Genomic DNA, 24,329 nt, shown 5'->3' on the forward strand with positions numbered 1-24,329 from the left:
AATAAGCTTTTATACTTTTTTATTTTACAAAAAAAAAAAAAAAACAAAGCAACCCAAGCATTTGAGTGCTAAATTTTGTAATTCGTTTCATATATTTTCATAAATTGCTATTTGGTGTTAAAATAGTGATTTTGTAAGTCTTATACATTTTCAAAATAATTTATGTTTTTAACATTTATTTACAGCTTTAAAAGTTTCTTAATAAGTTCTGAAACCACTGTAACATTTATGCTATTTCCTAGTTGTTTATATGCTTTTTGATCATTTTGATGTAATTTAAAATTTTCTGGAAAACTTTGTAATCTTGCACATTCTCTTGGTGTTAGTCTTCTTTTGTATTTACCTATTATCGGAATGTGTACCATTGCAACTAAAGCAGGGAATACATCAGGTTTTTTAACCCTTATACCAGAAGGACGAAATTGAATGATTCCTTCTCAGATGTTGTTGATTTTATCCCCTGCTTGTCATTCAAATTTTTGATGAGTTTTCCTAAAGTGTGAAATATCTTTTGATATTCATTTATCGATAAAAGTTTTGTTTTGATTATATAGTTTTTGATTTTTTTTAATAATATCTTGTTTTCATTTCGGAAATAAAGGATCGACATCGTTGTTATTTAAATATTCAATATAAACAGGAAAACCAATAACTTTTTGATTTATATTTAAATAAAAATCATTTCAAAAATTTAGTACTTCTTCATCATATTCACTAATATGATATTTTGAATTATCAATATTTTTATCCAAAATATCATTAACAGAATTTGCATCTTTTTTTATTAAATTATGAAATGAGATATTTAAAGGAACATCTTTGTTTTTTGGGTCATATTTACCTAGTATATAGACACGTTCGCGAATTTGCGGGATGCCAAATTGGTGCGGGCTTAGTATGAGAGGATTTTTAGTTAATCTATAACCTAATTTATATAGATTTTCTTGAATAATTTTTCATGTCCTACCACCATTGTGACTAATAAGATTACGAACATTTTCTAATAAGATGTATTTTGTTTTAGTATGTTTTAAAATTCTTTCAATTTGGAAAAACAAGGTACCTCTTGTATCGTTTAAACCTTCTTGTTTACCTGCTTTTGAGAAAGCCTGACAAGGAAATCCAGCGAATAAAATATCGTGTTGTGGAATCGAATCCACTTTTATATTAACAACATCTAGATTCGAATCAAGATGGTAATTATCATAATAAGTAGCAACACATTCTTTATCTATTTCAGATGCAAGAACACAAATTGCATCCTTATCAACAATTTTCATCGCTTGATGAAAACCACCGATACCAGCAAATAAATCGATAAATTTCATTTTATTTCCTTTCTACATCAAATGAATATATAATAAAGTTATCTATAGCATTTTTATTGATTGAATATTTAGGTTTTCTTAAACTACCATCAGGTTGTTTACCTTGTTTAAATAAGTTGAACACATATTTGATATTTATCTTATTTACTTCTAGAATATACATCTTCTTAAACTTTATAGAATGTTTCATTCTGTTGATATAACTTAATGAAGAAATATCTTTTTGTTCGGAGATAAAATCATCAATTTGTTTGATATTTCTATGTTGTTTTAAATTGTTTCAAAACCGAGTAGTTTGATAATTTGTGTTACTATCTTTATCTTTTAATGAACTATGTTCATAAATTAGGTATCATAATTTATTGTGTTTTATTAAAGCATCATTGATGTGTTCTATATCATTTCCAATAATTTGTATGTTATTTTCATCGCTTGATTTTAAATCACCATAAAAATCATCATTTTTTAAATATAAATCAAAATCCAAAAACTCTTTTTTATTTATGTTTTCTGAATTAGTATAAACAATATTATATATCTTATTATCTTTAATGAATTTTTCAAACAAATATTCTAAATATCAACCACTTCATTCTGCTTGAAATGTGTTTTTAAATTTTGCACAAAACATCTGTTTATATGCATCAATGCCTTTAATTTGTATATTTCATTTTAAAGAAAGATTAAATAAATTTATTTGATTTATTAATGATGGATTATTATTTATTCGCTTGTTCAAATAATCATTAATTTTATCACTTCTGATTACAGTTATTTTATTGTTATTTTTATCATATTTTTCAAATATTCCAAACATTAATCCCTGACTTAAATCATTTATATATACATGCGCAGATGAATTATTCATTTTCTTGTTTATATAAGTTTGTGTATCAAAGGAAACGAACATAATGTTTGTATTATATTTGTATATACCAAGAATAAAGGTATTTTTGTTCGTATTTATCACATCTTTATACCAAGATTTTAGTTGAATTCTCTTTTTATAAATAGGATGTTGTCCATTACCACCTAAATAAGTTATATTAGCAATAAGAAGAAAAATGTCTGTGTTATTTAAACTGGAATATTTGAAAAATTTAGCATTTTTATTACATTTTTCTATCTTTATTTTGTTATCTAGCAAATTATTTAGGAGTTGAAATTTTTCATCATAACTTAATATTTGATCCAAATCAATACAAACAGAATTATCAATATTTAATTGTTCACTTTTTAGATACATCATTCTCCAATAAGTTGATTAAATTATATTTTTATATAAACATTTCAATGCATTTTTGTATATATTAAAAAGATAAAATAGGATATAAAGTATTTAAAGGTTTTATATATAATATAAATATGAAAAATATAATTAATGTAAAAATAGAGATTCAAAAGAACTCTCCCATAAAATATGAATATAATCGAAAAACCAAGCAACTAGAAGTTGATCGAATTTTACGTGGTGATTTTGTTTATCCATGCAATTATGGATTTGTTCCAGATGCACTAGATTGAGATGGAGATGAATTAGATGTATTATTATATTCACCTGAGACATTTATTCCTGGTGTTTCGTTGAAAGTTCGCATTATTGGAGCGATGAAAATGATTGATGATGGAGAAACTGATACAAAACTAATTGCTGTACATGCTGATGATTATCGTTTAGATAACATTAAAACCTTAAAAGATTTACCAGCACCTTTTTTAGATACTGTAAAAACCTTCTTTTCAACATATAAAAACTGAAAAAGACCTAATATTACTGAGATTTCTGGATTTGAAGATGTTGATTGAGCATTATCAGAATACCAAGAATGCATTGAGTTAATGCAAAAATATGGACAAATGGATAAAAAAGAATTTATCAAAAAGATGCAAAAAGAACATCCTGATAAATATAAATAAATAAGTTTATTCGCTTATTTAATATAAAAATGATTTTATTTTCATAATTTTGCAATTTTGAAACAAGAAATTTGTTTATATCATAGTTAAATACAATTAAAAACTAAAAAATTCTATAAAATTTATACATATATAAATAGGAGATTTAAAATAATATGACAAAAAAATTTAAGAAATTTTTAATCGGGTTTGGAACACCGATTGCTGCTACAACTGCATTGATTGCAGCATCATGCGGAACAAAGACTCAAACATCAAATCCAAGTAATTACATTAATCCAAATGAACGTGTTGCTACAATTACTAAAGATAACACATTTACATTACCAGATAGTATGGTAGGAACTAAAATATATGTTATTACTGACACAGGACATGTAACTGATAAATCATTTAACCAATCACAATGAGAAGCGGCATTAACCATTTTAGATCAAACAAGAAAAGATGGAAAAAATCAACTTGAAGTAAAATCAGTTGAACCAGGAGAAGGTAAATATGACGATTCATATAGAGTTGCTTTATCATCGGGAGCAAAAATTTGAGTTCTTTCAGGATTTACCCATATTGATCACATTAAAAACTTTATTCAACAAAATAATGCTGCATTAAAACAAAAAGGAGTAAAAATATTTAATGTGGATTTTGCATTAAATCCAACTGAACTTAATTACCCTGATATTTATAATATTAACTTTAATGTAAACGAAGCATCATGGATGGCTGGTTATGCATTAGCTAAATATGTTGCAGAAAACGAAACTGATAAAAAACTTTCATCATTTGGTGGTGGAGCATTTCATGGTGTAACAGATTATATTACTGGATATCTAAAAGGTATTTTAGAATGAAACAAAGAAAACCCAAGCAAGAAAGTTACTCATGAAGCAGTTAGATTAGATTCAGGGTTCCAACCTGGACCACAAATGGACCCAGTTATAACATCTGCATTAGCTTCTAACCCAGTATTAATTTACCCAGTAGCTGGACCTGCCACCAAAGCAACATTAGATAAACTTAATCAAAATAACCAATCCACATATATTGTAGGAGTGGATGTTGACCAAGGTAAATCACTTTCTGCACCTGATAGATTCTTAACATCAGTGCTTAAAAATATGGCTCAGGCTGTTTATGATTCAATTTTGGAAAAAGCATTTGGTGACACTAAAAAACCTGTATTTGGGGACAAAAACAGTGTAAAAGGCGACTTTGTTGAAGGTTGAGTTGGTTTAGCTCCATCTTCATTAAAAGATACAGCAAAAAGAGAAAAAATGAATGAAGCTATAACAGCAGCAGAAACCAAATTTAATTCATTAACAGCAGATCAAAAAGCATTTATCGATTCAAATAAAGCAACTACTGATGGAACAGCATATACAGATGATCAATTAGCTAATTTAATAAATGCACTTGTTGAAGAAGTAAACAAATAATTAGTTTTATCAAAACACATCATAATTGATGTGTTTTCTATCATTATGTCATTAAAGGAGTAAAATGGAAAAACATGCAATAGAATTTATTGATATTTGCAAATCCTTTGGTGAAATAAAAGCAAATCAAAATATTTCATTTAAAGTTAAAAAAGGTACGATTCATGCCTTAATAGGAGAAAACGGTGCCGGAAAAAGTACTTTAATGTCTATTTTATTTGGACTTTATGAACCCGATAAAGGAATAATTAAAGTTAATGATAAAGAAGTTTCAATAGATGGACCAAATGAAGCAAATCGTCTTGGAATCGGTATGGTGCATCAACACTTTAAATTAGTAGATGTTTATACAAATCTAGAAAACATCGTTTTAGGTAGTGAAGATAATAACAAACACACCCGAATCATTGATTTTAAACCTGCAATAAAAAAAATAAAAGCCATTCAAGAATCATTTAATTTATACTTTGATTTAAACAAAGTTACAGGAACTGAAACAGTTGCTACTCAACAAAAAGTTGAAATTATGAAGATGCTTTATCGTGATTCAGATATTTTAATTTTTGATGAACCAACTGCTGTTTTAACAGACCAAGAAATTCAAGGGTTGTTAGAAACATTTAAACTATTTCGTAGTCAAGGAAAGACAATTCTATTTATTTCACATAAATTAGGTGAAATAAAGGAAGTTTCTGATAATGCTACCGTGCTGCGTTTAGGAAAAGTAACTGGAGACTTTACTGTTAAAGATGTGTCAATAGAAGAAATGGCTTCAAGAATGGTGGGAGGAGATGTTGAGATCACCAGAAATGAATATTCTGATACCACTAAAAATCCTGTTGTATTAAGCATTCAAAATGTTTCAACCCAAGGAGATAAGCCCCTTAAAAATGTTTCTTTAGATGTTAAATCTGGTGAAATACTAGCGATTGCTGGAGTTGAAGGAAACGGACAATTAGATTTAGAATATGTTGTTAGTGGAATGAAAAAACCGATTTCAGGTGATATTTTACTAGCACAAACTCAGTTATCACAAAAACGTGTTAAAGAGATAGCAAAGGCAAATAAATTTAAAAACATCGGATTGTTTGTTTTAAGTTTATTAATGCTAATAGTTGGAATTATATTAATAGCAGTACCAAAGCAAGTATCAGAGCAATTTACATTTAGAATTTTAGGTGGCATATTCATTTTTGGGTTTGTATTATTATTAGGAATATTTTTTAAATTAATACTTGGAATTCAAATTAAACATGTAATAAATAAATTCCGTTTAAATGGGTTAAATAAAATGAAACTACCATTTCAAAAACTAGCAACCTGATCTTTTTCAAGTATGATAATAATGTTTCTTTTCACCTTAATTTTTGCAGGATTGTTATTTAAATACAACACTGTGGCATTAATTGTTTTATTAATGATATCGATTATTTGCTTTGTTGCATTCGGATTAATTGTTTTACATTCATTTTGATATTCAACAATTTATGGAAAGTTTAAAAACAAAAAACACAAACTTTTAAGTGCTCATCTTATAGGATTATTATCGTTAATAGCATTGATTGATTTTGTTTTCTCATTAATCATTAGAAGTTCAACTTTATTAGTATTTCAAAGTTTAGTAATCGTTTTTAGTAGTATCTTTTTAATCGGTTTGCTTATATATATGTTTTTTGTATTTAAACAAAACCAGGCTAAATTTATGATTAAAAAAGACACTACTGAAAATATTTCACTTACTGATTATGGAGTAAAAAACATATCACGTTTAGGTGTTACATTTATACCAAGTGACAGACATAAACACGGACTTGTTTTAGATTATAACATCAAAAATAATACAATATTAAGACGTCTATGAGATAGTGAATATGTGAGATTTGGCATCTTAAGAGATGCAAAGATTAAAAAAGAAAACAACTTAATTACAACTAAATATGATGTGCGTGGGACTCGTGGCGGGCTGTCACAAGCAAGACAATTATCTGGTGGAAACCAACAAAAATTTATTGTTGGTCGTGAAATGAATACTCCACATGATTTTATTTTAATTGTGCAACCTACCCGAGGTTTGGATGTTGGAGCTATTAAAAACATTCATGAGCAAATTTTATTAGAAAAGAAAAACGGAAAGGCAATCTTATTAATTTCATATGAACTTGATGAAGTGCTTGCCCTTGCTGATAAAATTGCTGTAATTAACAGTGGAGAAATATTAGCAGTAAAACAAGCTCAAGATTTAACCAGAACAGAAATTGGTATATATATGGCACATAAAAAAGAAGGAGGTGTAAATGCATAAATATGCAGATAGTAAATTTGCTTCATTTATGGAATCAACTCGACGATTCTTTATGTTTGAAGAAAAGAAGAACACTCGAACAAAAATTTATTCATCCTTATGAGCTATATTTTTTGGTTTACTAATTGCTTCAGTCTTCTATATGATTTTAGGGAGATCTGGTCAAAATGGTCGGCAAACAGGACTTTTCACATTTATAACATATGTATTTACTTTTGCATTTGATTCATTAAACCAAAAATATTTATTGCTTTATTTAATTTTCTTCGGTTTTGCCGGAATAGGTGTTTCCATCGGATTTAAGTCAGGATTGTTCAATATTGGTGCTGCAAACCAGATGACAACACCAGCAATTATCTTTTTTGCTGTATTGATTCTTTCAAGAACACCCGTTAATAAAATAAGTGTTTCATACCTTGTGATAATGCTATTTATCTTTGTTATAGTTGCATTTATTATGGGTGCTTTATCAGGACTTTTAAAAGCATATTTAAATGTACATGAAGTAATTTCAACCATCTTTTTTAACTGAATAATTGCATACTTAGCACAATATTTATTTAAAAAGGATAACGGTGCATTTGGAACTGGTTTAGAACCTTGATTTGATCAAATCCAAGGAACAACACAAATATTTATTAGTGAAACAGTTACATATAACTTTATTTATGCAGGACTAGTTTTATTAGGTTTTTTTGCAGTTTTAATCTGATATATTTATGCAAAAACATCAATTGGTTATAAAATCAAAATGGTTGGTTTAAATAAAACTAATGCAAAATATGTAGGTATAAATGAAAAAATGCTGACTGTAATGGTGATGGGATTGTCGGGAGCATTCATAGGATTTGCGGGATTTTATTACATAGTCTTACAACGTAATTCCTTAGAAGCATCAAATTCCCCAATAGTCATCGGATTTGATTCGATTGCTATCGCCTTGATTGCTTTAAATTCCCCAATAGGAGTCATTTTATCTGCATTTTTATACTCACTGCTATATACATCAGAAACTTTCTTTCAAGCTATTCCACAAGGAAGCGAAGCAATTCGTGAAGAATTCTTTATGCTAATTTATGGAATTATTATCTTCATCGCTTCGCTGTCACTAATCTTTTATAAATTTAAACCGTTTCGGTGATTGTTTAAACAAAGTTATCTGATTACGAATAAAGAGTACTGGAAAGAATTTAAAAAATACTATCAACAAAAATTTAGTGTTTTTGTTCCGAATCGCTTTAAATTAGTAAACAAATGATTTGAAGGTCAAAAACTCAAACGAGCTTTTGCTAAAACCGAAAAAGACTACCAAAATAATGTAGCCCAAAGGATTATTGCTTCAAAAGACTTTAGCAACGAACAACTGATGCAGATGTATGATGAGTTATCGAAAATTAAATTTCAGCATAATGCCCAAAAAGAAGTTGCAGGATTAAATATTTATCGAGACTTACTTGGAAAACATAAAAATGAAGTAAAAATGTTAAAAAATAATTTCAAACATTTTCAAGAAGAACTGTTTTTAACATTTATTAAGAAAATAAAAGATAAATACTTTAAGACCTTTAAAATCAAAGAGGAGGTTGCATAATGGAAATTATTATTAGTCATGGTGCATTCTTTCTTTGTATCTTGTTATTAGGAACAATTTCTGGTATTTTCTCTGAACGTGCAGGGATAGTTAACATTGCAATTAATGGATTTATGGTGTTCGGCGCTTCTGTATATGCTGTTTATAGCACAATATTTACCGAAGTAATTAAAACCAACAATGTTTGAACTAATATCCCTTTAGTATTTCTTTCTTCAATTACAACTTTGTTGCTCTCGTTCCTATTCGGGTTTGCTGTTATAAAGTTAAAAGCAGACCAAACCGTTGTAGGATTTGCAATTAATATACTTGCTGGTGGAATTGGTGCTTTAATCGTGTATCTGCTTGCTTCAAAAGTATATGCAGGACAATATGTAGAGTTTAAAAACCGTTTTGAACTTGCATTAGATACCAATGAAAACAAGTATGGGAATATACTTTCGCTAAAGGTTGTTTTAACCGTTGTAATCACATTTTTAGCCTGATTTGCATTGCGTAAAACCAAATGAGGACTTAGATTTAGAGCGATTGGAGAAAATCCACAGGCAGCAGATGTAGCCGGAATTAATGTTAATCGCATGAAATGACAAGGGTTAATGATTGTAGGGTTAATTTCAGGTGTTGCTGGTTCAATCTTTATTCAATCGAGTCGACTCACCGAGTTTTCACTGACTAAGGATGTTTCTGGTTTTGGTTTCATCGCATTAGCAATTATGATAACTTCAAGATGAAAGGTATCAATTTCAATTATAGTATCGCTATTCTTCTCAATTCTACTTTCCATTTCATTTTATGGAGCGATTTCATTCGGGGAAGGATTCCGTCGTTATAAAGACTTGTTCCAAATCTTACCTTATATTGTAACTTTAATAGTCTTAGTTGCTACAAGTCGCAATACATATGGACCTGCCGCAGCAGGAATCCCGTATGATAAATCAAAACGATAAACAAAACAAAAAGAGCATATGCTCTTCTAAAACACAATTTAAAAAGCTACACAATAACTTAATTTTTATAGTGTAGCTTTTTATATTGCATTTGGGCATCGCAGATGCGATGTTTTAAATTATTGATTTGATTTTTTCTTCTTGTTTTTAAATCAAGTATATCCAAAGGTTGCTATACCGAGAACAAATGCTAATACAGCGATTACAATACCAGCGATTGCTCCACCAGTTGGTCCAGTAGATTTTTCAACAGTTTTTGATGTTTGTGCATTTTTATTATCTTGTGGATTTTGGTCTTTTGGTTTGTTTTCAGAAGTAGGTGGAGTGGTTGTTGATCCACTATTGCCTCCTTCTTGTGGTTTTGAACCATCAGTATTTGATGGGTTATTAGTGCTTCCGCCTTGCTCTGGTTTTTGAGTATCATTATCACCATTTTCTGGTGTATCTGGCTGAGTAGGTAAGGTTGGTTTTGGACTTAATAGTTGTAATACCTTTGATTTAAAGTTTGCTAATTCATTTTCGGTTTTAGCTTCCTTAACTTCTTGCTCTAAGTCTGCTTTGAGTTTTTCGTTTGTTAGTTTATCTAATAAACGTTTGATGCTATTAGATAAAACTTCTTTATTTTTCTTGCTTTGTTGCACTTTATCATTAATTGCATTAATGATTTTAGCTAATGCAGCAGTATCTTTTGCTTTTGCAAGTTGATCTTTAAATTCTTGTTGAACTTCTGAATCTAGGTCTTCAGTTAATTTGATAGCTTGTTTTTTAGCAGTTTCAAGTTTGGTTGGTGAAATTGCTAACATACTTTGTGCATCTTGAATTTGTTTTACATATTTTTGGATATCTGATGCAGTTAACATCGATGGATCGTGATTGATTGTTTTAATTTGATTGATTGTATCAAGATATGCTTGGTATGAATCATCAGTATAGATTTCATCAGTATTAGCAAGTGCTGTTAATAAATTATCCAATGAAGCAACTAATTCATCTTTTTGAGTTTGTGCATCTTCATTAGCACGATTCATTCGATCTAAAGCTTTTTGTAAATCTTCTAACTTAGCATCTTTGTTGTTTAAAGTTGCTTGTCATTGATCGATTTGTTTTTGTAATTGTTGTGATTGTTGTGGGAATTTTAGAGCGTTTTCAGCAATAAATGTTTTTGCTTTAGTAATTGCATCTGCTAGCTTTGTATATGTAGTTCCTAAATCATTTGGTTTTAGTTCTTCAACTTTGGTAGCAACTTGAGCATTAAGTTTAACAAAATCATCGATAGTAGCAGTTCCATCCTTGATTTTTGCTTCAAGTGCTTTTTTAGTTTCTTGTAGTTGTGCATAAGTTTGTGGATCATAGTGATTTGCATTCAGATTATCAAGTTCTTTGAGATTAAATTCAGCTACTTGTTGGTTATATGTAGAATATTTTAATCCTTGTTTAGCTGCATCCAGCTGTGATTTTAATTCATTAAAATCATCATTTGAATATTTTGATGGATTAGTAGCCATTTGTTTCACTTGATCTAATAAGAATTGATATTTAGCATAGTTGGCATCTTGAATGTATGATTGATTAGAATATGCACTGTTGATGATGTTATTTAAGGTTGCAACATTCGCTGTCGAAACTGCTGGTGTTCCTGCTTTAGCAGCATCAACAGCAACTTTAAGTTGATGAAGTGAACGATCAGTTAATGCAACATTTTCAGCAGCCATCGCATCAATTGATGTCTTTATTTTATCAAAACGAGTTTTAGAATCTTGAGTTCAATCATTATATCCAGTTGGAGCGGTTGCTAAAGATTCTTTTAGGGTTGCTAAGGTTGGTTTATTTGTTTGATCTCCGCTGTCTTGAGTTTCTCGTGGAGATGGAGAAATTTCATAAATTAAAGGTTTTTTATCTGTTCAATTAATTTGGAATCCTACTAGTTTTTTAGTATTATCTGAGTTTTTAAGTGAAAAACTCAGTGCTTCAAGGTTTAAGGTTCCTAATTTAGTAATTTCTTCTTTATTGGTAGTTGTATTATATCAGATTGCATTAAATGTTGCATCTTGTGCGCTACCATCAGAAAAGACATTAACATCTTTATCATTATATGTTTGTGGATTGATATAGAATTTTAAATTTCCATTATTTTGAGCAGGTGTTCAGTATGTATAATAATCACCATCTACAAAGTATTTAGGTGAATTAATCTTTAAAGTAGGTTCATAATAAGTGCCTGAAAATCTTGCATCAGAATGTGGTACATTATCTCATTTATCATTTACTACAATTTCATTAATTGTTACACCACGATTTTTATTATGTGATGTTCCTTGTAATAAGTCATTTATATCTTTGGTAAATACAATTTTTACATATCTAATATTTTTGTTATTTAATGCAGCAATCTTGCTAGCATCTGCTTCAAAATAGGTAAAGTTGTTGCGTTGAGGATCAACTTTAACCATATAATTTAATCTCTGATCTGATAGAGTGTTATCAAAAAGATATTGAAAATCTTTAACTTCTGCTAAGGTGGTTGGGCCTGTTACAGTGGTAGAGGAATCAGATGTAGCTTGTTTGTTCCCTGAATAAAATATTTCATCTCAGTTATTTGTTTCGTTGCTATTTGTTTCTGAAACATATATCTTAAAGAATCGTGGATAATCAGATGTGTTGGGATCTACATAAAGTTTAAGGGATTGAAGTGTAGTAGGCTTACCTAAATCATATAAAATATAATCATTTGCTTTTGGTCATCCTTTAAAATTATCAGATGTAGTATAATCCCCGTCTAATGCAGAATCTGAATAACGAGTATCATTACCTCAACCATTAATAATTTGCACATTTGAACCAAGCAATGTACCAAATGATTTAGGTTTTTGAACACTTACATCTAAATTTGAAAAAGAAGGTGTTTGATTTGTTGCTCTTTTAACACGGATATAACGAGCAAACTTATTATTATCATCAAGTGTTCCTGTATATTGTGTTCATTCAATTCCGTTTCTTGATGTTTCTAAAACAACTTTGTTATCTAGTGTAGCATTTCCGTTAAACTTAATATTAGTAAGTTCATACATTCTTAATAAGTCTAATCCAACATATTTGTCATCATTTAAAGTAATTTGTGTTGTTTGAGTTTGTGAAGATGATGCAGTTGTAGAATTAGGGGTTGCTACAAACAAGTTAAATTCATTATTATTTAACTTCGTGGTAAATAAATTAGTTTTATTTGAATCATCTTTATCAGTATATAAAAACTGATTTGAAGGCCCGAAAAGATGTAATGAAACAAGATTTCAAGTTCCTGTTAGTGATGTATCTGTTGATCTAATTCTAAAAAATTGAGCATGAGCTTGACCACGGATAATTTGATATGCACCACTACGGATGTTACCAAATAATTTTCAAGTACCTGTTGTAGAAGCATCATTATTAGAAGTGCTCGATGCATGTGAATCTCAATATTCTACCACCCCTGAATTTAATTTACTATTACCTTGTTCAATGACTACCGATGTAACTTCTGATTCATTTGCTAATTTAAATTGGATGTATTTGTTATTAGCAAAGTTATTTATATTAGTAGATAAATCAAAGATTGATTTTTGAACATTGGTTATATTATTAGAATTAAAAGTTTGTTTATTCGGTGAATCAGCACTGTTATGATTTTCATTATCTTCTGAAATTTGTAAATTATCTGAAATTTTCCCGATTCTAGGTGCAGAATCAGTATTTACAACAAATTCATAAATTCTAAACCAAGCATTTCTCTGGGTGTTTGCAGGTTCTGTATCTACAATTCTAATTGCAGATATATTATCTTTATTTACACTAATATTTCATTTATTATTATCGGTAGTGGTAGTTAATGCTCCAGCATTTAATGTGTAATCGTTACTAGTTGAACCACTTGATTGCTGATTTTGTGTATTTGCATCTTTTTGCAAATCGTTTCAATCACTTTGTCCATAAAGTTGATATTGTACTTTAAAGGATTTAAAGTATTCATTGCCATTATTATTATTAGAACCAAATTTTACTTGTAAATCTTTAGCATGAATTGGTTTTTTAAATGAAACACCAAATCAATCCCCTGTTTTGATTTTATTACTCCCCCTACCATTATTTTTATAAACTAGTTGTCTTTGATTTCCTAAGATAAAAATATCTGAAAGTGAAGCATTAGATGGATCTGACATTGAAGTAATGACACTAGGTTGGTTATCACTATCATCATCACCTACTGGTTGAACTTTATCAAGATATTTTGAAACTATATCTTGTAGATATGATTGCAGATTTTTCATTACATCTGCACCCACATTTAAGTTTTTAATAATCACTTGCCCATATTTTGGATCACCATATTTGTAAGTTGCAAAATTTTGTAAATAAGTTTGACCGATGTTGTATAAATTAACTACCCGATCTAAAACTGGAGCAACTTTTTGGTTTTCTAAATAAGCTAGCACATAATATTTATATGCTGAAAACATATCTTTAACTGCAGATAAGTAGTTATCTTTGATGTTTGCTAAAAATAATGAATTATCCTTGTTATCTTGTAGTAACTGAATTTCAGAAATAATATTTTCTAATTGTTCTAAATATGCATTCGCTTGTGTAGAATGATTACCTGTATATAAATCTAATTTTGAAAAATTAGTAGCTGCCTCTTTTAAAGGATCATCACCAAACACATTAATTTGTCCAGCATACTCAACTGATAAATATTTAGCAACATGTCGCAAAGCAATTGATGCTGGAGTATCAAGGAGTGTATTTGATGCAACCACTTTAAACGAATCGTAGTATAACTTTTTCTTTGTTTCATTTCGTGAATTTGAATGTGTAGGTAAGATTTTTCAAGAGATGTTAGCTAAATCATAATATGAAAACAAAGAAAATTGTGGATGGATATTAACATCAGTTAATACCAATCCACTAAATTTATCTGGATTGATATTGTCACTGTTATTATTAGATAACTTAATTAAATCTTCTGCTCCACGAGTTAATATGGTATTTTGTAGTCAAGAATTATCTGCTAAATCAACTGAAAAAGTTTTGTGAAACACAGGTTTGATATTATATGAAGCAGATGAATATCTATCAACTGTAAAAGCATCAATATATCTTTTTGATGCATCATTAATTAAAAATGGAATTACTTCGTGTGGTAAATTAGCATAATAAGGTAGATATCCTGTATTTAACGATGTGTGATTATTATTAGTAAAATCAGAACCACCTTGACCATATTTACCTTCAAATAAAATTTGAGTGCTTAAATCTGGATAGGTTGTTTGTAGTTGTTTTAATCAAGTCACTAAATCATTAAATAACTGCGATACTTTTGTAGAATCTTCACCTGGTGATAATATTCCGATATGACGAACTCCACCATCTTTGATAACTTGTAATAATTTTTCTTTAAGTAATCCTAAATCTTTTTGATATTCAGCATCAGTATATGTTTGTGAAGAATTTTTAGCATTAAAATCACCTAGTGCATCTAATGTATAAACAAAGTGAACGTGACTTTGTTTTGATGCTTCGGTGATATCTTTGAGATCTTTTAGTTCATCTGCTGTGTATAACACACTTCAACCAGGTTTGCTATCAATTTGATTGCGATTTGATTTATTTTCTCCTAAGATTTTTTGATCTGGGTTTCAGATGTAGGTATTAAGTTTATAAAACGATGCAAAATTCATTAAGTTAATAATATCTTGCTTACTTTGAGTTGGAGCATATGAATATAATTTTCACGAATCCATCATTCCACGCATTTTAATATCAGCATAGTCATTAATGGTAAAGTCTTCTATTTTATATCCATCAAGTTGTTGAAAGATATGTCACAAAGTAGTAGCACCAAAATAAGCAGCATCAGAATCTTTAGCTAAAAGTTCAATATAGTTATCTTGTGTTTTAATTACATATGAATCGTTTTTAGCAAAATTAGAAGCATTAAAATCATTTGATGAATCAATTTTTTTAATTTGATCATCAACTAAGGTGTCACTATCACCTTGTATTCCTACGAGAATATTAGTTTTCCCTTCTACTATATTTCTTGATTCTGAAGATGTAATATTTCTAAATGCTAATGCAGCCTTTAGACGATTTTTAGTTGCTTGATCAATATTAGATTCATAAACTAAATTAACATCTCTAGAAATCAAGGATGTTTTATTTAAATAAGTAATAGATTGAACTTCTGGTGCAATATCATAGTGTCTTGCAGAAGTTGTATCTTGATTTTGTGCTGTAGTAGTTGTTGCTGAAACAGCAACAACACCAATTGATGATGCACCTAAAATCAAATGTTTTAATTTTTTATATTGTTTCATATAATATATTATAAATTAAAACCAAAAAAAAAAAAAAAAAACGGTTTTTAAAGCAGTAAAGTAGGATATTGGGAGATACCAAGCCTACATCCTACATTAAATGAGTTTTTAGGGTTAATGATTTTGTAAGTTTAAAATTATTTTTGCTTTTGTTAAGTTAATATTGTAAATTTATCATCGAAAAATAATTTGTGGTTATACAAAAAAAACTACACAATAACCTAATTTTTATAGTGTAGCTTTTAGATTGCATTTTGACTCAAATGAGCATCTGCTCTTTTGTGCTTTCTAAACTTCCTTAGATAATTTAACAAGCATAGAAAAAGTTTTTGGTTCGTTGATTGCTAATTCTGAAAGCATCTTACGGTTGATTGTAACATTTGCTTTTTTAAGTCCGTTAATAAATCTTGAGTAACTAAGTCCTTCTGCTCTGGTTGCTGCATTAATCCGTGCAATTCATAGTTTACGGAAATTTCTCTTTACTTGTTTGCGATCTCTAAATGCATATGTTCAAGATTTTATAACTGCTTGTTTTGCGACTTTATAACCGATTGATTTATGTCCAAAGTAACCTTTAGCTAATTTTATTCATTTTTTACGTCTTGCTCTTGTAACTGTTCCACCTTTAACTCTTGCCATATTTATTTTCCTTTCTTAGTTAATAAAATATCAAGCTGAAAGATTAAATCAATGATTTAAATCTTTTAAGGTCGCTTCTGTGCATAAGAGTTGATTTACGGGCTTGACGTTTTTGTTTGGTAGTTTTGTTTTGTGCTAAATGTGAACGGAAGGCTTGTTCTCTCATAACCTTACCTGTTCCGGTAACTTTAATACGTTTTTTTAATGCACTTTTAGTTTTCATCTTTGGCATTTGTTTCTCCTTCTATAGAACCTTGATGCAGAGCATTTAGGTTCTGTTCTTTTAAGTATTTAGCGATTTTTGTTTTATTTGGTTGGAGATTCATGTCTAAGAAACGTTCATTTACAAGTTTTGGTTCGGTTGTCTTATCAGAGATATCTTCGACCTTAGATAAAAACTTTCATAATATATTTTCACCTAAGTCTTTTCTACCTAATTCGCGTCCTCTAAGTTTTACAGAAACCTTAATACGATCACCTTTAAAAAGAAACTCGCGAGCTTTTTTTGCTTTGGTAGTTAAATCGTTTTCACCAATCATAGGAGTCAAACGGATTTCACGATTTTGAATGGTTGTTTGTTTTTCTTTAATAACCTTTTGTTTCTTTTTACGATCATATTTAAATTTTCCGTAATCTAAAATTCGAGCGATAGGTTTAGGTTCCACACTGATTAAAACTAAATCCATTTTCTCGTTTCTTGCTAATTCAATAGCTTCAGAAGTATATTTAACACCTAATTTCTCACCACCACTTCCGATTAAGAAAACTTTTGGAAATGGAATGTCTTTGTTAACATAATGTTCTGAAGTAGGTTTTTTTCTTTTGTCGTGTATGATAATGTCTCCTTATAAAAAAGTTTGATTCGCTCTCCTACTTTAAAAGTATCAGAAGTTTGATACATTTAATTGTAGCTAAACCCAAGGCTATGACCATCAGGTGAGATTTCATCTACTTTCTGCAATTAAATAAATTTATTGCTTCTATATTTTATCATATTTGTATTTTTGTGTAGTGATAACAAAAGAAATTAATATATTTTTTTAACTGGTATTAAGTATTAAAATTTATAATATCTTAATTTTCCGAAAAAGCATATATCTAAATTACAAAAATATAAAAAATTTATTATATTTTTCTCTTATTTCTGACTTTCTTTTGCGACTTTATCTAACTTTCTAAATCAATGACTAATTCCACTTTTTGATATATAAATATTGTGATGTTCTTCTAGGGTATTTTTTATATCAGTTAATGAAATCCATGGATTTTCCATTCTTATTCTAAATGCTATAAGTTGATTTTCATCAAAAAGGTTCATTAAATTATTATTATATATATAGCAAATGTTATCGAATTGTTTTTTTGCACTATCTGTAACTTTCTTTAAATTTGAAAAATCAATATTATTCAGCCGATTTGAAAAATTTTCCATATCGCGATTTATCTTAATGTTTTGTAAAGAAAATCAAGATTTTTTAGCACTTATTGCAGATAAAAAATCAAGTAAATTATCAAGTTTTTTAGTATAAGCAATAAATTTTGAATTTCTTTCTAGTATGTTAAATTCAAATTCGTATTTATTAAGTTTATCAATTATGGTTTTTATATGTTCTGAATAATTTGTCTTTAATTCTAGGTGATATGAAGTAGAGTTTTTATCTGAAATACTTCCTCCACCAACAAAAACACCAGCAAAAAAGAAAGAAGGTTGCTGGTTCATTTCATTTTCAAAATTTATTTGAAAATCTTTTTTGTTAATTTTTATTTTATTTTGTTTAGGGGTAAATTTCAAACCTTTTTTTTCAAATTTTTTAACAAGTTTTTCAAAAATATATTCATTTCTTATATTTAAAACAAATTCGGTTTCGGACATAATCGCATTAGAAAAAATAAAGCCATTTAAAAAAGCAACAAATTCATTATCTTTTTTAATTAGATTTATTATTTCTTTTTTTACTTCACGTGAAAAAGAGTTTTTTATCTTTTTGTGTTCCATTATTAAATTTTACAAAATTAAATTGATTTTTATTGATTTAAAAACTTAAATTCTTAGAATCTCCGTGGTGAAAGTTATAAACAGTAAATTCGTGTTTATATGTTGTTAAGACTTTTATGTTATTTGCTAATAAAGGTAATTGATTTTTAGATAATTCAATAACTTTTTTAAATATATAAATTGAACCAATCGATGTAAGTGGATTTTGATTTAAATATAACGTTCCTAGAATCACCAAACCTAAGAAAGAACCAAATTCTAGGACAATTTTAATAAAACTATCATTTATAGAATTTATAAAATTATATTTATAGTTCGCTTGATAATATTTATAAATTTCTTGTTGCATAAATTCCTTGATAAGATGTTCTTTATTTGCAAAATAAAGAACTGGATATCTTTTCATATAGTAGGATAATTTATTTATAAGTTGCTTAAAAGCGACATTGTTCTCTTTTGAATTTTTTTTAAGTTTTTTAGCAAATATAAGATAGATTATCGAGCAAAAACTTAAAACTACCAAGAGTAAGACTAAAGCAATTCAGTTTGTAATAGCAAAAAATATTATGATAGCTAAATAAGTAAATAAAATAGAAATCGATTGTGATAAAGGGATAAAAGTATGAATATCAATAGTTTTTGATTGATCGATTATTTCTTTAAAAATATCTTGTACACAGTAAGTTTGTTTTACTTCGATACTTGCATCTTTAAATTGTGAAAAAAGGTTGCTGGTAATTGATTTGGATATATATAAAACAAATTTATTGTTTATTTTTTGATAGTAATATTTACCGATTAAAGAAATAAAATAAGCTAAGCATACAACAGATAATAAAATAACAAAATTCAATATCTTATGATTTTTAATTACTTCAAATCTTTTTAATAAAGCATCAATTGCATATCCTTCTAAAAAAGTAATAGCAATAGCGAATAAAGATATGAATATAGATAAAAGAGTAAAAAATATAAATATTGATTTAATATCCTTAAATACTTTCTTCATATTCCTCCGTTTGATTATCAAGATTTAAAATAAAATCATAGTGATTTAGATTTTTGATACTACCCGTTGAATGGATGATGATAATATTTTTTGTTTTAAGATAACTAAAAATCTTATTTAAATAATTCATTTCAACATTTGAAAAAGCATCATCTAAGATAATAATAGAATTATCTTCACAAAGTCCTCTAGCAAGGTGTATTCGCTGTTTTTGACTACGATTTAGCGATTGCTCTGATATTTGCATATCAATATCTAAGTTTTTTAGTTCTACAATATCTAAAACCACTTTAACCTTAGTTACCTGATTTTCTTCTCATAGTGTAATGTTATTATAAAGACTATCATCAAAAAGCTTATAATGGGAAGTTATATAACTAATACTTTTAAGAAATTGAGCTGTATTTATATTATTTATATTTTTATCATCAAAACTTATTTGTCCATTATATGTATTTATTTGTTTTAAAAGTATGTTGATAAATGAGTTTCTAGTATTTTTATCATTTGCTATTATTGCATAGGATTTACCTTTGATAAATTCATAATTTATATTATTTAAGATTGTGTGATTATTATTTTGATAAGTTAAGTTGTTAATACTTATAGAACCGAAAGTAATTTTAGAAAAATCGTGATGTACATCTTTAAATTCAAAATTAAATTTTTTATAAAAACTTTTATATTCATTTAATTTTGAATTTAATTTAATTAAATTATGAATATTTGATGAAAAAGCGATAAAGAAACTCGGTAGTACAAAAATAATAGCAACTGGTTGATGTTGGTTTATTATAAAAAAACCTGTAATAAAAACTAAAAAGAGTCCTATAATAAAGGTAAACCCATTGTTAATTGTTTCAATGATATTAATCTTGGAATGATCTTTATCTATTCTGATAATTCACTTTTTCAAAATCTCATCTATATACTTAATGATGTGACTATCATCCCCTAAGTAGTAAAAAAGTCTAAAACCGTTAAAAGTAGTTTGTAGATAGTTTAAAAATCTTGCTTCTTTTTGTTTATTTGTGTGCTTATGTTTATTAATTATTAGATTCAAAAAGGAAGGGAAAATAAGTAGTAATATAAGTGCACCTATACCGATTAGAGCAAGTTTATAACTTAAGACAATTAATACAAATAATGTTCCAATATTAACTATGAATGATGTTGCTGTATCTAAAGAAGTTTTTAAAACAATACTTCGAAATTCTGGGATTCTATGTTTAATTCAATTGATATTTTCTTGTGATTTTGAACTTGAAAGCTCTATATTTGGCACACTAAGGATTTTGTCTACAATATTATTCGTTACTAATTTTGAAATATCATTATCTAACTTATTTCTAAGAAAAACATTGATAATACTACTTATTAAAAATATAGATATTAAAGATATATCTGCATATAAATCTGTATAAAATTGTTGGTTTTGTTCTTGTAGTAGACTTATCAGTTCAGTAGTAAAATATACCAATAAAAAAGTAGATGTAGTTGAAAAGAAAGTGAATAGTAAGATAAGTATTATTAACAATTTCCTAGATAATATTTTTGTCATCAAATCCTTTCATATATATTAAATAATCATATCTTATTATTAGATTTTTATAAAAATAGTATTAAAAAAGGACAAAATATTGAAATAATTAATATTCATAAGCATACAGATTAACGAAAGCAAAATTAAAGAATTTGATAAAATAAATATTAAGGAGAAAAATGCAATCATTTAATAAGAAAATTATTTGAGATTTATTTGGTGGTGGTTGCAATTCTGTATCAAGAGCAATAAAAGAATATAATTTAGATCAATATTACAAAGTTTATACTTTCGATGTTGTTAAAACACATAAAGAAAGTTTTCGTGGTCAAACTGACAATAATTTCCAAACTTATATAGATATCGATTTAAGTTCTGATTCAATAATCAGTGATTTTAATAAATTAATTAAAGAAAACACTATACAAAAACCTGACATTATTCTTAGTTCAACATTGTGTCAGTCTTTTAGTAAGGTTTTATCAATGGTTGGAGGAGGAACTTGTTTTTGAAAACAAGAAATAAAAGGTGACAAAAATTCCAAACTTATCGAAAGAAGTTTGGAAGAATTTGAAAACCTTAAATCTGGTTTTACTAAAAGACTTAACGGACCAAAACAACTTTTTATAAAGAGATTAGGTGAAAAATGCGCAGTCAATTCCGTGAATTTGATAAAAACTTTTAAACCAAAATATTGATATATAGAAAATCCTGATAGTTCGATGTTATTTCAATTTTTAAGAGTAAATTTGGGATTGAATGGTTATGAAAATGTTGCATGCTATGGTGCATATGATTTTCCACAAAATAAATCTGGATGCTTTTATTCAAATATAAAAATAGAATTAAAAAAAGATCGCAGACCTAGAACATATGAAACTCAATGAGAAGAAGTGTCCAAAGAATATTATGATAAATGAATTGAAAATGTTGAATATAAGAAAAATTACCTTAATGGGTCAGGTGATTTTAGACATGTTAAAAAAGTTCTTGATGAATTTGGATGCTATAAATATTATCGTAGGTGATATGTTGATATAGGTTATAAAATTGGGGATAAAGGACACTCATCACTAAAGAAAACTTCAATGACATTAGGAAAATTAACTAAACAAAAATATGCATTAAAAACTATTGGTGATTTTAATACAAAGCAAATAGGGGAAGCAAATGAAACATCACACATTCCTGCTGGTGTAATTTATCAAATCTTAAAGAATTTTAATTAATCTATTTTGTGTACTTTTATTCAAGCTTCTTCAATTTTTTGTTCTTGTTCTTTGTTTAATTTAATATCCATTAGTCTTGCAAAGGTATAAATATCTTCTTTGAAACCAAAATCAAATATGACAAATTCACCATATGTGCTTTTGTAATAATCTATAAAATTTCAATAATTTTTCTGTAATATTTTTCAAAAACCTACCAATATAACAATTGTTTGAATTCTTATATCTTGACCGAATAATTCTGATAAGTTATTATAAAAGTGATGATGATATCCAAAATTAGATTCTAATTTCTCTCAGTCAGAACCATTTATTTGTTTGAATTTACTTTCTAAAAATAAATATTGTGGTCGGTTTTTGAATTTAATTTTAAATGTATTAGGACAATTTATAACAAAATCAGGAGACATATAGTTGTTTGGTTCTAATCCGCTTTTAACACTGTGAAATTTATTTCCAGGTGTTAGTTGCAGAGTTTGTATATTTAGGATATTTAAAATGTTCTTTAGAAAGTTTTCACCTTCTTTTTTACCTTCTACTGCTCTGGTTCCTTGTGATCAACCAGTAAATTTTTTCATTCCTTGCTTCATAACTACTTATTTGAAAAATTATATGCTTTTTGCAAAAAAAACAAAAAGCAAGTTCATTGAACTTACTTTTTAGAAACCAAAACCTCCACCTAATCCTCCCAATCCTCCTCCGTTTTTAAGTGATTTTGCCATTTCTGTCATACGTTTTACCATTGCTTCGTAGTCAGAAATAAGTTTGTTAAATTCTTGAGGAGAGCGACCGCTACCTTTTAATACACGTTCTTTCCGTGAAACTTGTTTTAAAAGTTTTGGATTTTGACGCTCTCTTTTTGTCATAGAAGATATCAAAATTTGATAAACATACATCTTTTCTTCTGCTTTTTCTATTTGACTTTCATCTACTTTGGATGCAAGGTTTCCGGGGAGCATTTTTAATATTTTAGAAAATTTACCGAGGTTTTTTACCTGGTTAATTTGCTCAAGAAGATCATCTAAACCAAAATCACCTGTAATCATTTTATGAAACATTTTAGTTGCTTTATCTTCATCAATTACATCTTGGGCTTTTTCGATTAAAGACATAACATCACCCATACCTAAAATTCTATCAGCCATACGTTCAGGATAGAACAAGTCTAAATTAGATGTTTTTTCACCAGTTCCGATAAAACGAATCGGTAGGTTTAAGATATATCTTAAACTTAATGCTGCACCACCACGAGCATCAGAATCAAGTTTAGTAATTATAGTCCCAGTAAGTTTTAATGCCTCATTAAAGGTTTTTGCAACATTAATAACATCTTGTCCACTTAAAGCATCTGTTACAAAGAATATTTCATCTGGATTTGCAATCTTTTTTAATCTTTTTAATTCATCCATTAATTTTTCATCAATTGATAAACGACCTGCGGTATCGATGATGATTAAATCATTTTGATTTTCTTTTGCTACTGCCATTGCTGTGGAAACAATATTATCTACACTGTTATTTATACCTTCTTCATAAAAATCTACTTGAATACCTTTTGCTAATGTCACAAGTTGTTCAACAGCAGCAGGACGATAAATATCGGCAGCTATAACTAATGGTTTAGTCACCATTTTCTTCTTACGGAATCAGTAAGCGAGTTTTGCTGTTGCAGTTGTTTTACCAGATCCTTGCAAACCACACATCATTATTATATAAGGTCGCTTGCTAATTTGAATTTCTTTTACTTTTGAACCAAGTATTTCAACAAGTTCATTATGCAATATTTTGATGAAGTGTTGCGATGGGTTAAGTTTACCGACAATTTTTTCTTCTAAAGCTTTTTCTTTAACCTTAGAAATAAATTCTTTGACTACTTGCAAGTTAACATCAGCTTCTAAAAGTGCCATTTTGATGTCGCGCATGATTACCAAAATATCTTCTTCGTTTAAGGTAACTTTTTTTTGCACTTTTTCAAGTGCCTTTTGCATTCTTTTTTCTAAAAATCCTAACATAATTCAATTATACATTAAGACAATATTTTC

General features: G+C 28.0%; 17 protein-coding genes. 6 read left to right on the plus strand and 11 right to left on the minus strand.

The genetic code is table 4. The features are described from left to right. Positions 1–179: 179 nt before the first annotated feature. Both ACXYRO_RS00590 and ACXYRO_RS00595 read right to left on the minus strand, forming a co-directional pair. A complete protein-coding gene (locus ACXYRO_RS00590; RefSeq protein ID WP_458614001.1) occupies positions 180–1,328 on the minus strand; it encodes a DNA cytosine methyltransferase in 1,149 nt (382 codons plus the stop codon). A 1-nt stretch (position 1,329) separates the two neighbouring features. After that, positions 1,330–2,574, minus strand: a complete 1,245-nt coding sequence (locus ACXYRO_RS00595) for a hypothetical protein (protein WP_458614002.1) — start codon at positions 2,572–2,574, stop codon at positions 1,330–1,332. 119 nt (positions 2,575–2,693) lie between these two features. On the opposite strand from ACXYRO_RS00595, the gene ACXYRO_RS00600 reads away from it, so the two are divergent. The 5 genes from ACXYRO_RS00600 (at position 2,694) to ACXYRO_RS00620 (ending at position 9,521) form a co-directional block, all read left to right on the plus strand. Beyond that, positions 2,694–3,245, plus strand: a complete 552-nt coding sequence (locus ACXYRO_RS00600) for an inorganic diphosphatase (protein ID WP_458614003.1) — start codon at positions 2,694–2,696, stop codon at positions 3,243–3,245. A gap of 155 nt (positions 3,246–3,400) precedes the next feature. Further along, positions 3,401–4,681 (plus strand): BMP family ABC transporter substrate-binding protein, encoded by a 1,281-nt coding sequence (locus ACXYRO_RS00605; protein WP_458614004.1) that lies wholly within the window; start codon positions 3,401–3,403, stop codon positions 4,679–4,681. Between the two features lie 64 nt (positions 4,682–4,745). Next, positions 4,746–6,983: an ATP-binding cassette domain-containing protein gene (locus ACXYRO_RS00610; RefSeq protein ID WP_458614005.1), complete on the plus strand. Its 2,238-nt coding sequence runs from the start codon at positions 4,746–4,748 to the stop codon at positions 6,981–6,983. After that, complete coding sequence (locus ACXYRO_RS00615; RefSeq protein WP_458614006.1) at positions 6,976–8,574, plus strand: ABC transporter permease; 1,599 nt, start codon at positions 6,976–6,978, stop codon at positions 8,572–8,574. Before ACXYRO_RS00610 ends, ACXYRO_RS00615 begins: the two co-directional genes overlap by 8 nt. Beyond that, complete coding sequence (locus ACXYRO_RS00620; protein ID WP_458597735.1) at positions 8,574–9,521, plus strand: ABC transporter permease; 948 nt, start codon at positions 8,574–8,576, stop codon at positions 9,519–9,521. Before ACXYRO_RS00615 ends, ACXYRO_RS00620 begins: the two co-directional genes overlap by 1 nt. A 119-nt stretch (positions 9,522–9,640) precedes the next feature. Here ACXYRO_RS00620 and ACXYRO_RS00625 read toward each other — a convergent pair whose 3' ends face one another. From ACXYRO_RS00625 to ACXYRO_RS00655, 7 genes are all read right to left on the minus strand, one after another. After that, entirely contained in the window at positions 9,641–15,871 is a 6,231-nt protein-coding gene (locus ACXYRO_RS00625; protein WP_458614007.1) for a glycoside hydrolase family 20 zincin-like fold domain-containing protein, read from the minus strand. 288 nt (positions 15,872–16,159) lie between these two features. After that, positions 16,160–16,510, minus strand: a complete 351-nt coding sequence (gene rplT, locus ACXYRO_RS00630) for a 50S ribosomal protein L20 (RefSeq protein WP_458607508.1) — start codon at positions 16,508–16,510, stop codon at positions 16,160–16,162. A 43-nt stretch (positions 16,511–16,553) separates the two neighbouring features. Then, on the minus strand, positions 16,554–16,742 hold the full coding sequence (rpmI, locus tag ACXYRO_RS00635; protein WP_435129700.1) for a 50S ribosomal protein L35: 189 nt from the start codon (positions 16,740–16,742) through the stop codon (positions 16,554–16,556). After that, positions 16,723–17,349 (minus strand): translation initiation factor IF-3, encoded by a 627-nt coding sequence (gene infC / locus ACXYRO_RS00640; protein ID WP_458614022.1) that lies wholly within the window; start codon positions 17,347–17,349, stop codon positions 16,723–16,725. Before infC ends, rpmI begins: the two co-directional genes overlap by 20 nt. Before the next feature lie 299 nt (positions 17,350–17,648). Beyond that, the gene (gene whiA / locus ACXYRO_RS00645) at positions 17,649–18,506 is read right to left on the minus strand and encodes a DNA-binding protein WhiA (protein WP_458614008.1); all 858 of its coding nucleotides are present in this window, start codon (positions 18,504–18,506) and stop codon (positions 17,649–17,651) included. 37 nt (positions 18,507–18,543) lie between these two features. Beyond that, positions 18,544–19,515, minus strand: a complete 972-nt coding sequence (locus ACXYRO_RS00650) for an ABC transporter transmembrane domain-containing protein (protein ID WP_458607510.1) — start codon at positions 19,513–19,515, stop codon at positions 18,544–18,546. Next, positions 19,499–21,076, minus strand: a complete 1,578-nt coding sequence (locus ACXYRO_RS00655; RefSeq protein ID WP_458614009.1) for an ATP-binding cassette domain-containing protein — start codon at positions 21,074–21,076, stop codon at positions 19,499–19,501. Before ACXYRO_RS00655 ends, ACXYRO_RS00650 begins: the two co-directional genes overlap by 17 nt. A 161-nt stretch (positions 21,077–21,237) precedes the next feature. Between ACXYRO_RS00655 and ACXYRO_RS00660 the strand changes: the two genes are divergently transcribed. Further along, positions 21,238–22,287, plus strand: coding sequence for a hypothetical protein (locus tag ACXYRO_RS00660; RefSeq protein ID WP_458614010.1), 1,050 nt, complete (start codon positions 21,238–21,240; stop codon positions 22,285–22,287). Here the strand turns inward: ACXYRO_RS00660 and ACXYRO_RS00665 are convergent. Both ACXYRO_RS00665 and ffh read right to left on the minus strand, forming a co-directional pair. Next, positions 22,284–22,865 carry a hypothetical protein gene (locus ACXYRO_RS00665; protein ID WP_458597721.1) on the minus strand — a complete coding sequence of 194 codons (582 nt, stop codon included), beginning with the start codon at positions 22,863–22,865 and terminating at the stop codon, positions 22,284–22,286. The genes ACXYRO_RS00660 and ACXYRO_RS00665 overlap by 4 nt on opposite strands. 81 nt (positions 22,866–22,946) lie before the next feature. Then, on the minus strand, positions 22,947–24,299 hold the full coding sequence (ffh, locus tag ACXYRO_RS00670; protein WP_458597719.1) for a signal recognition particle protein: 1,353 nt from the start codon (positions 24,297–24,299) through the stop codon (positions 22,947–22,949). Positions 24,300–24,329: the final 30 nt, after the last annotated feature.

This window comes from Mycoplasma sp. 4013, assembly GCF_054353875.1.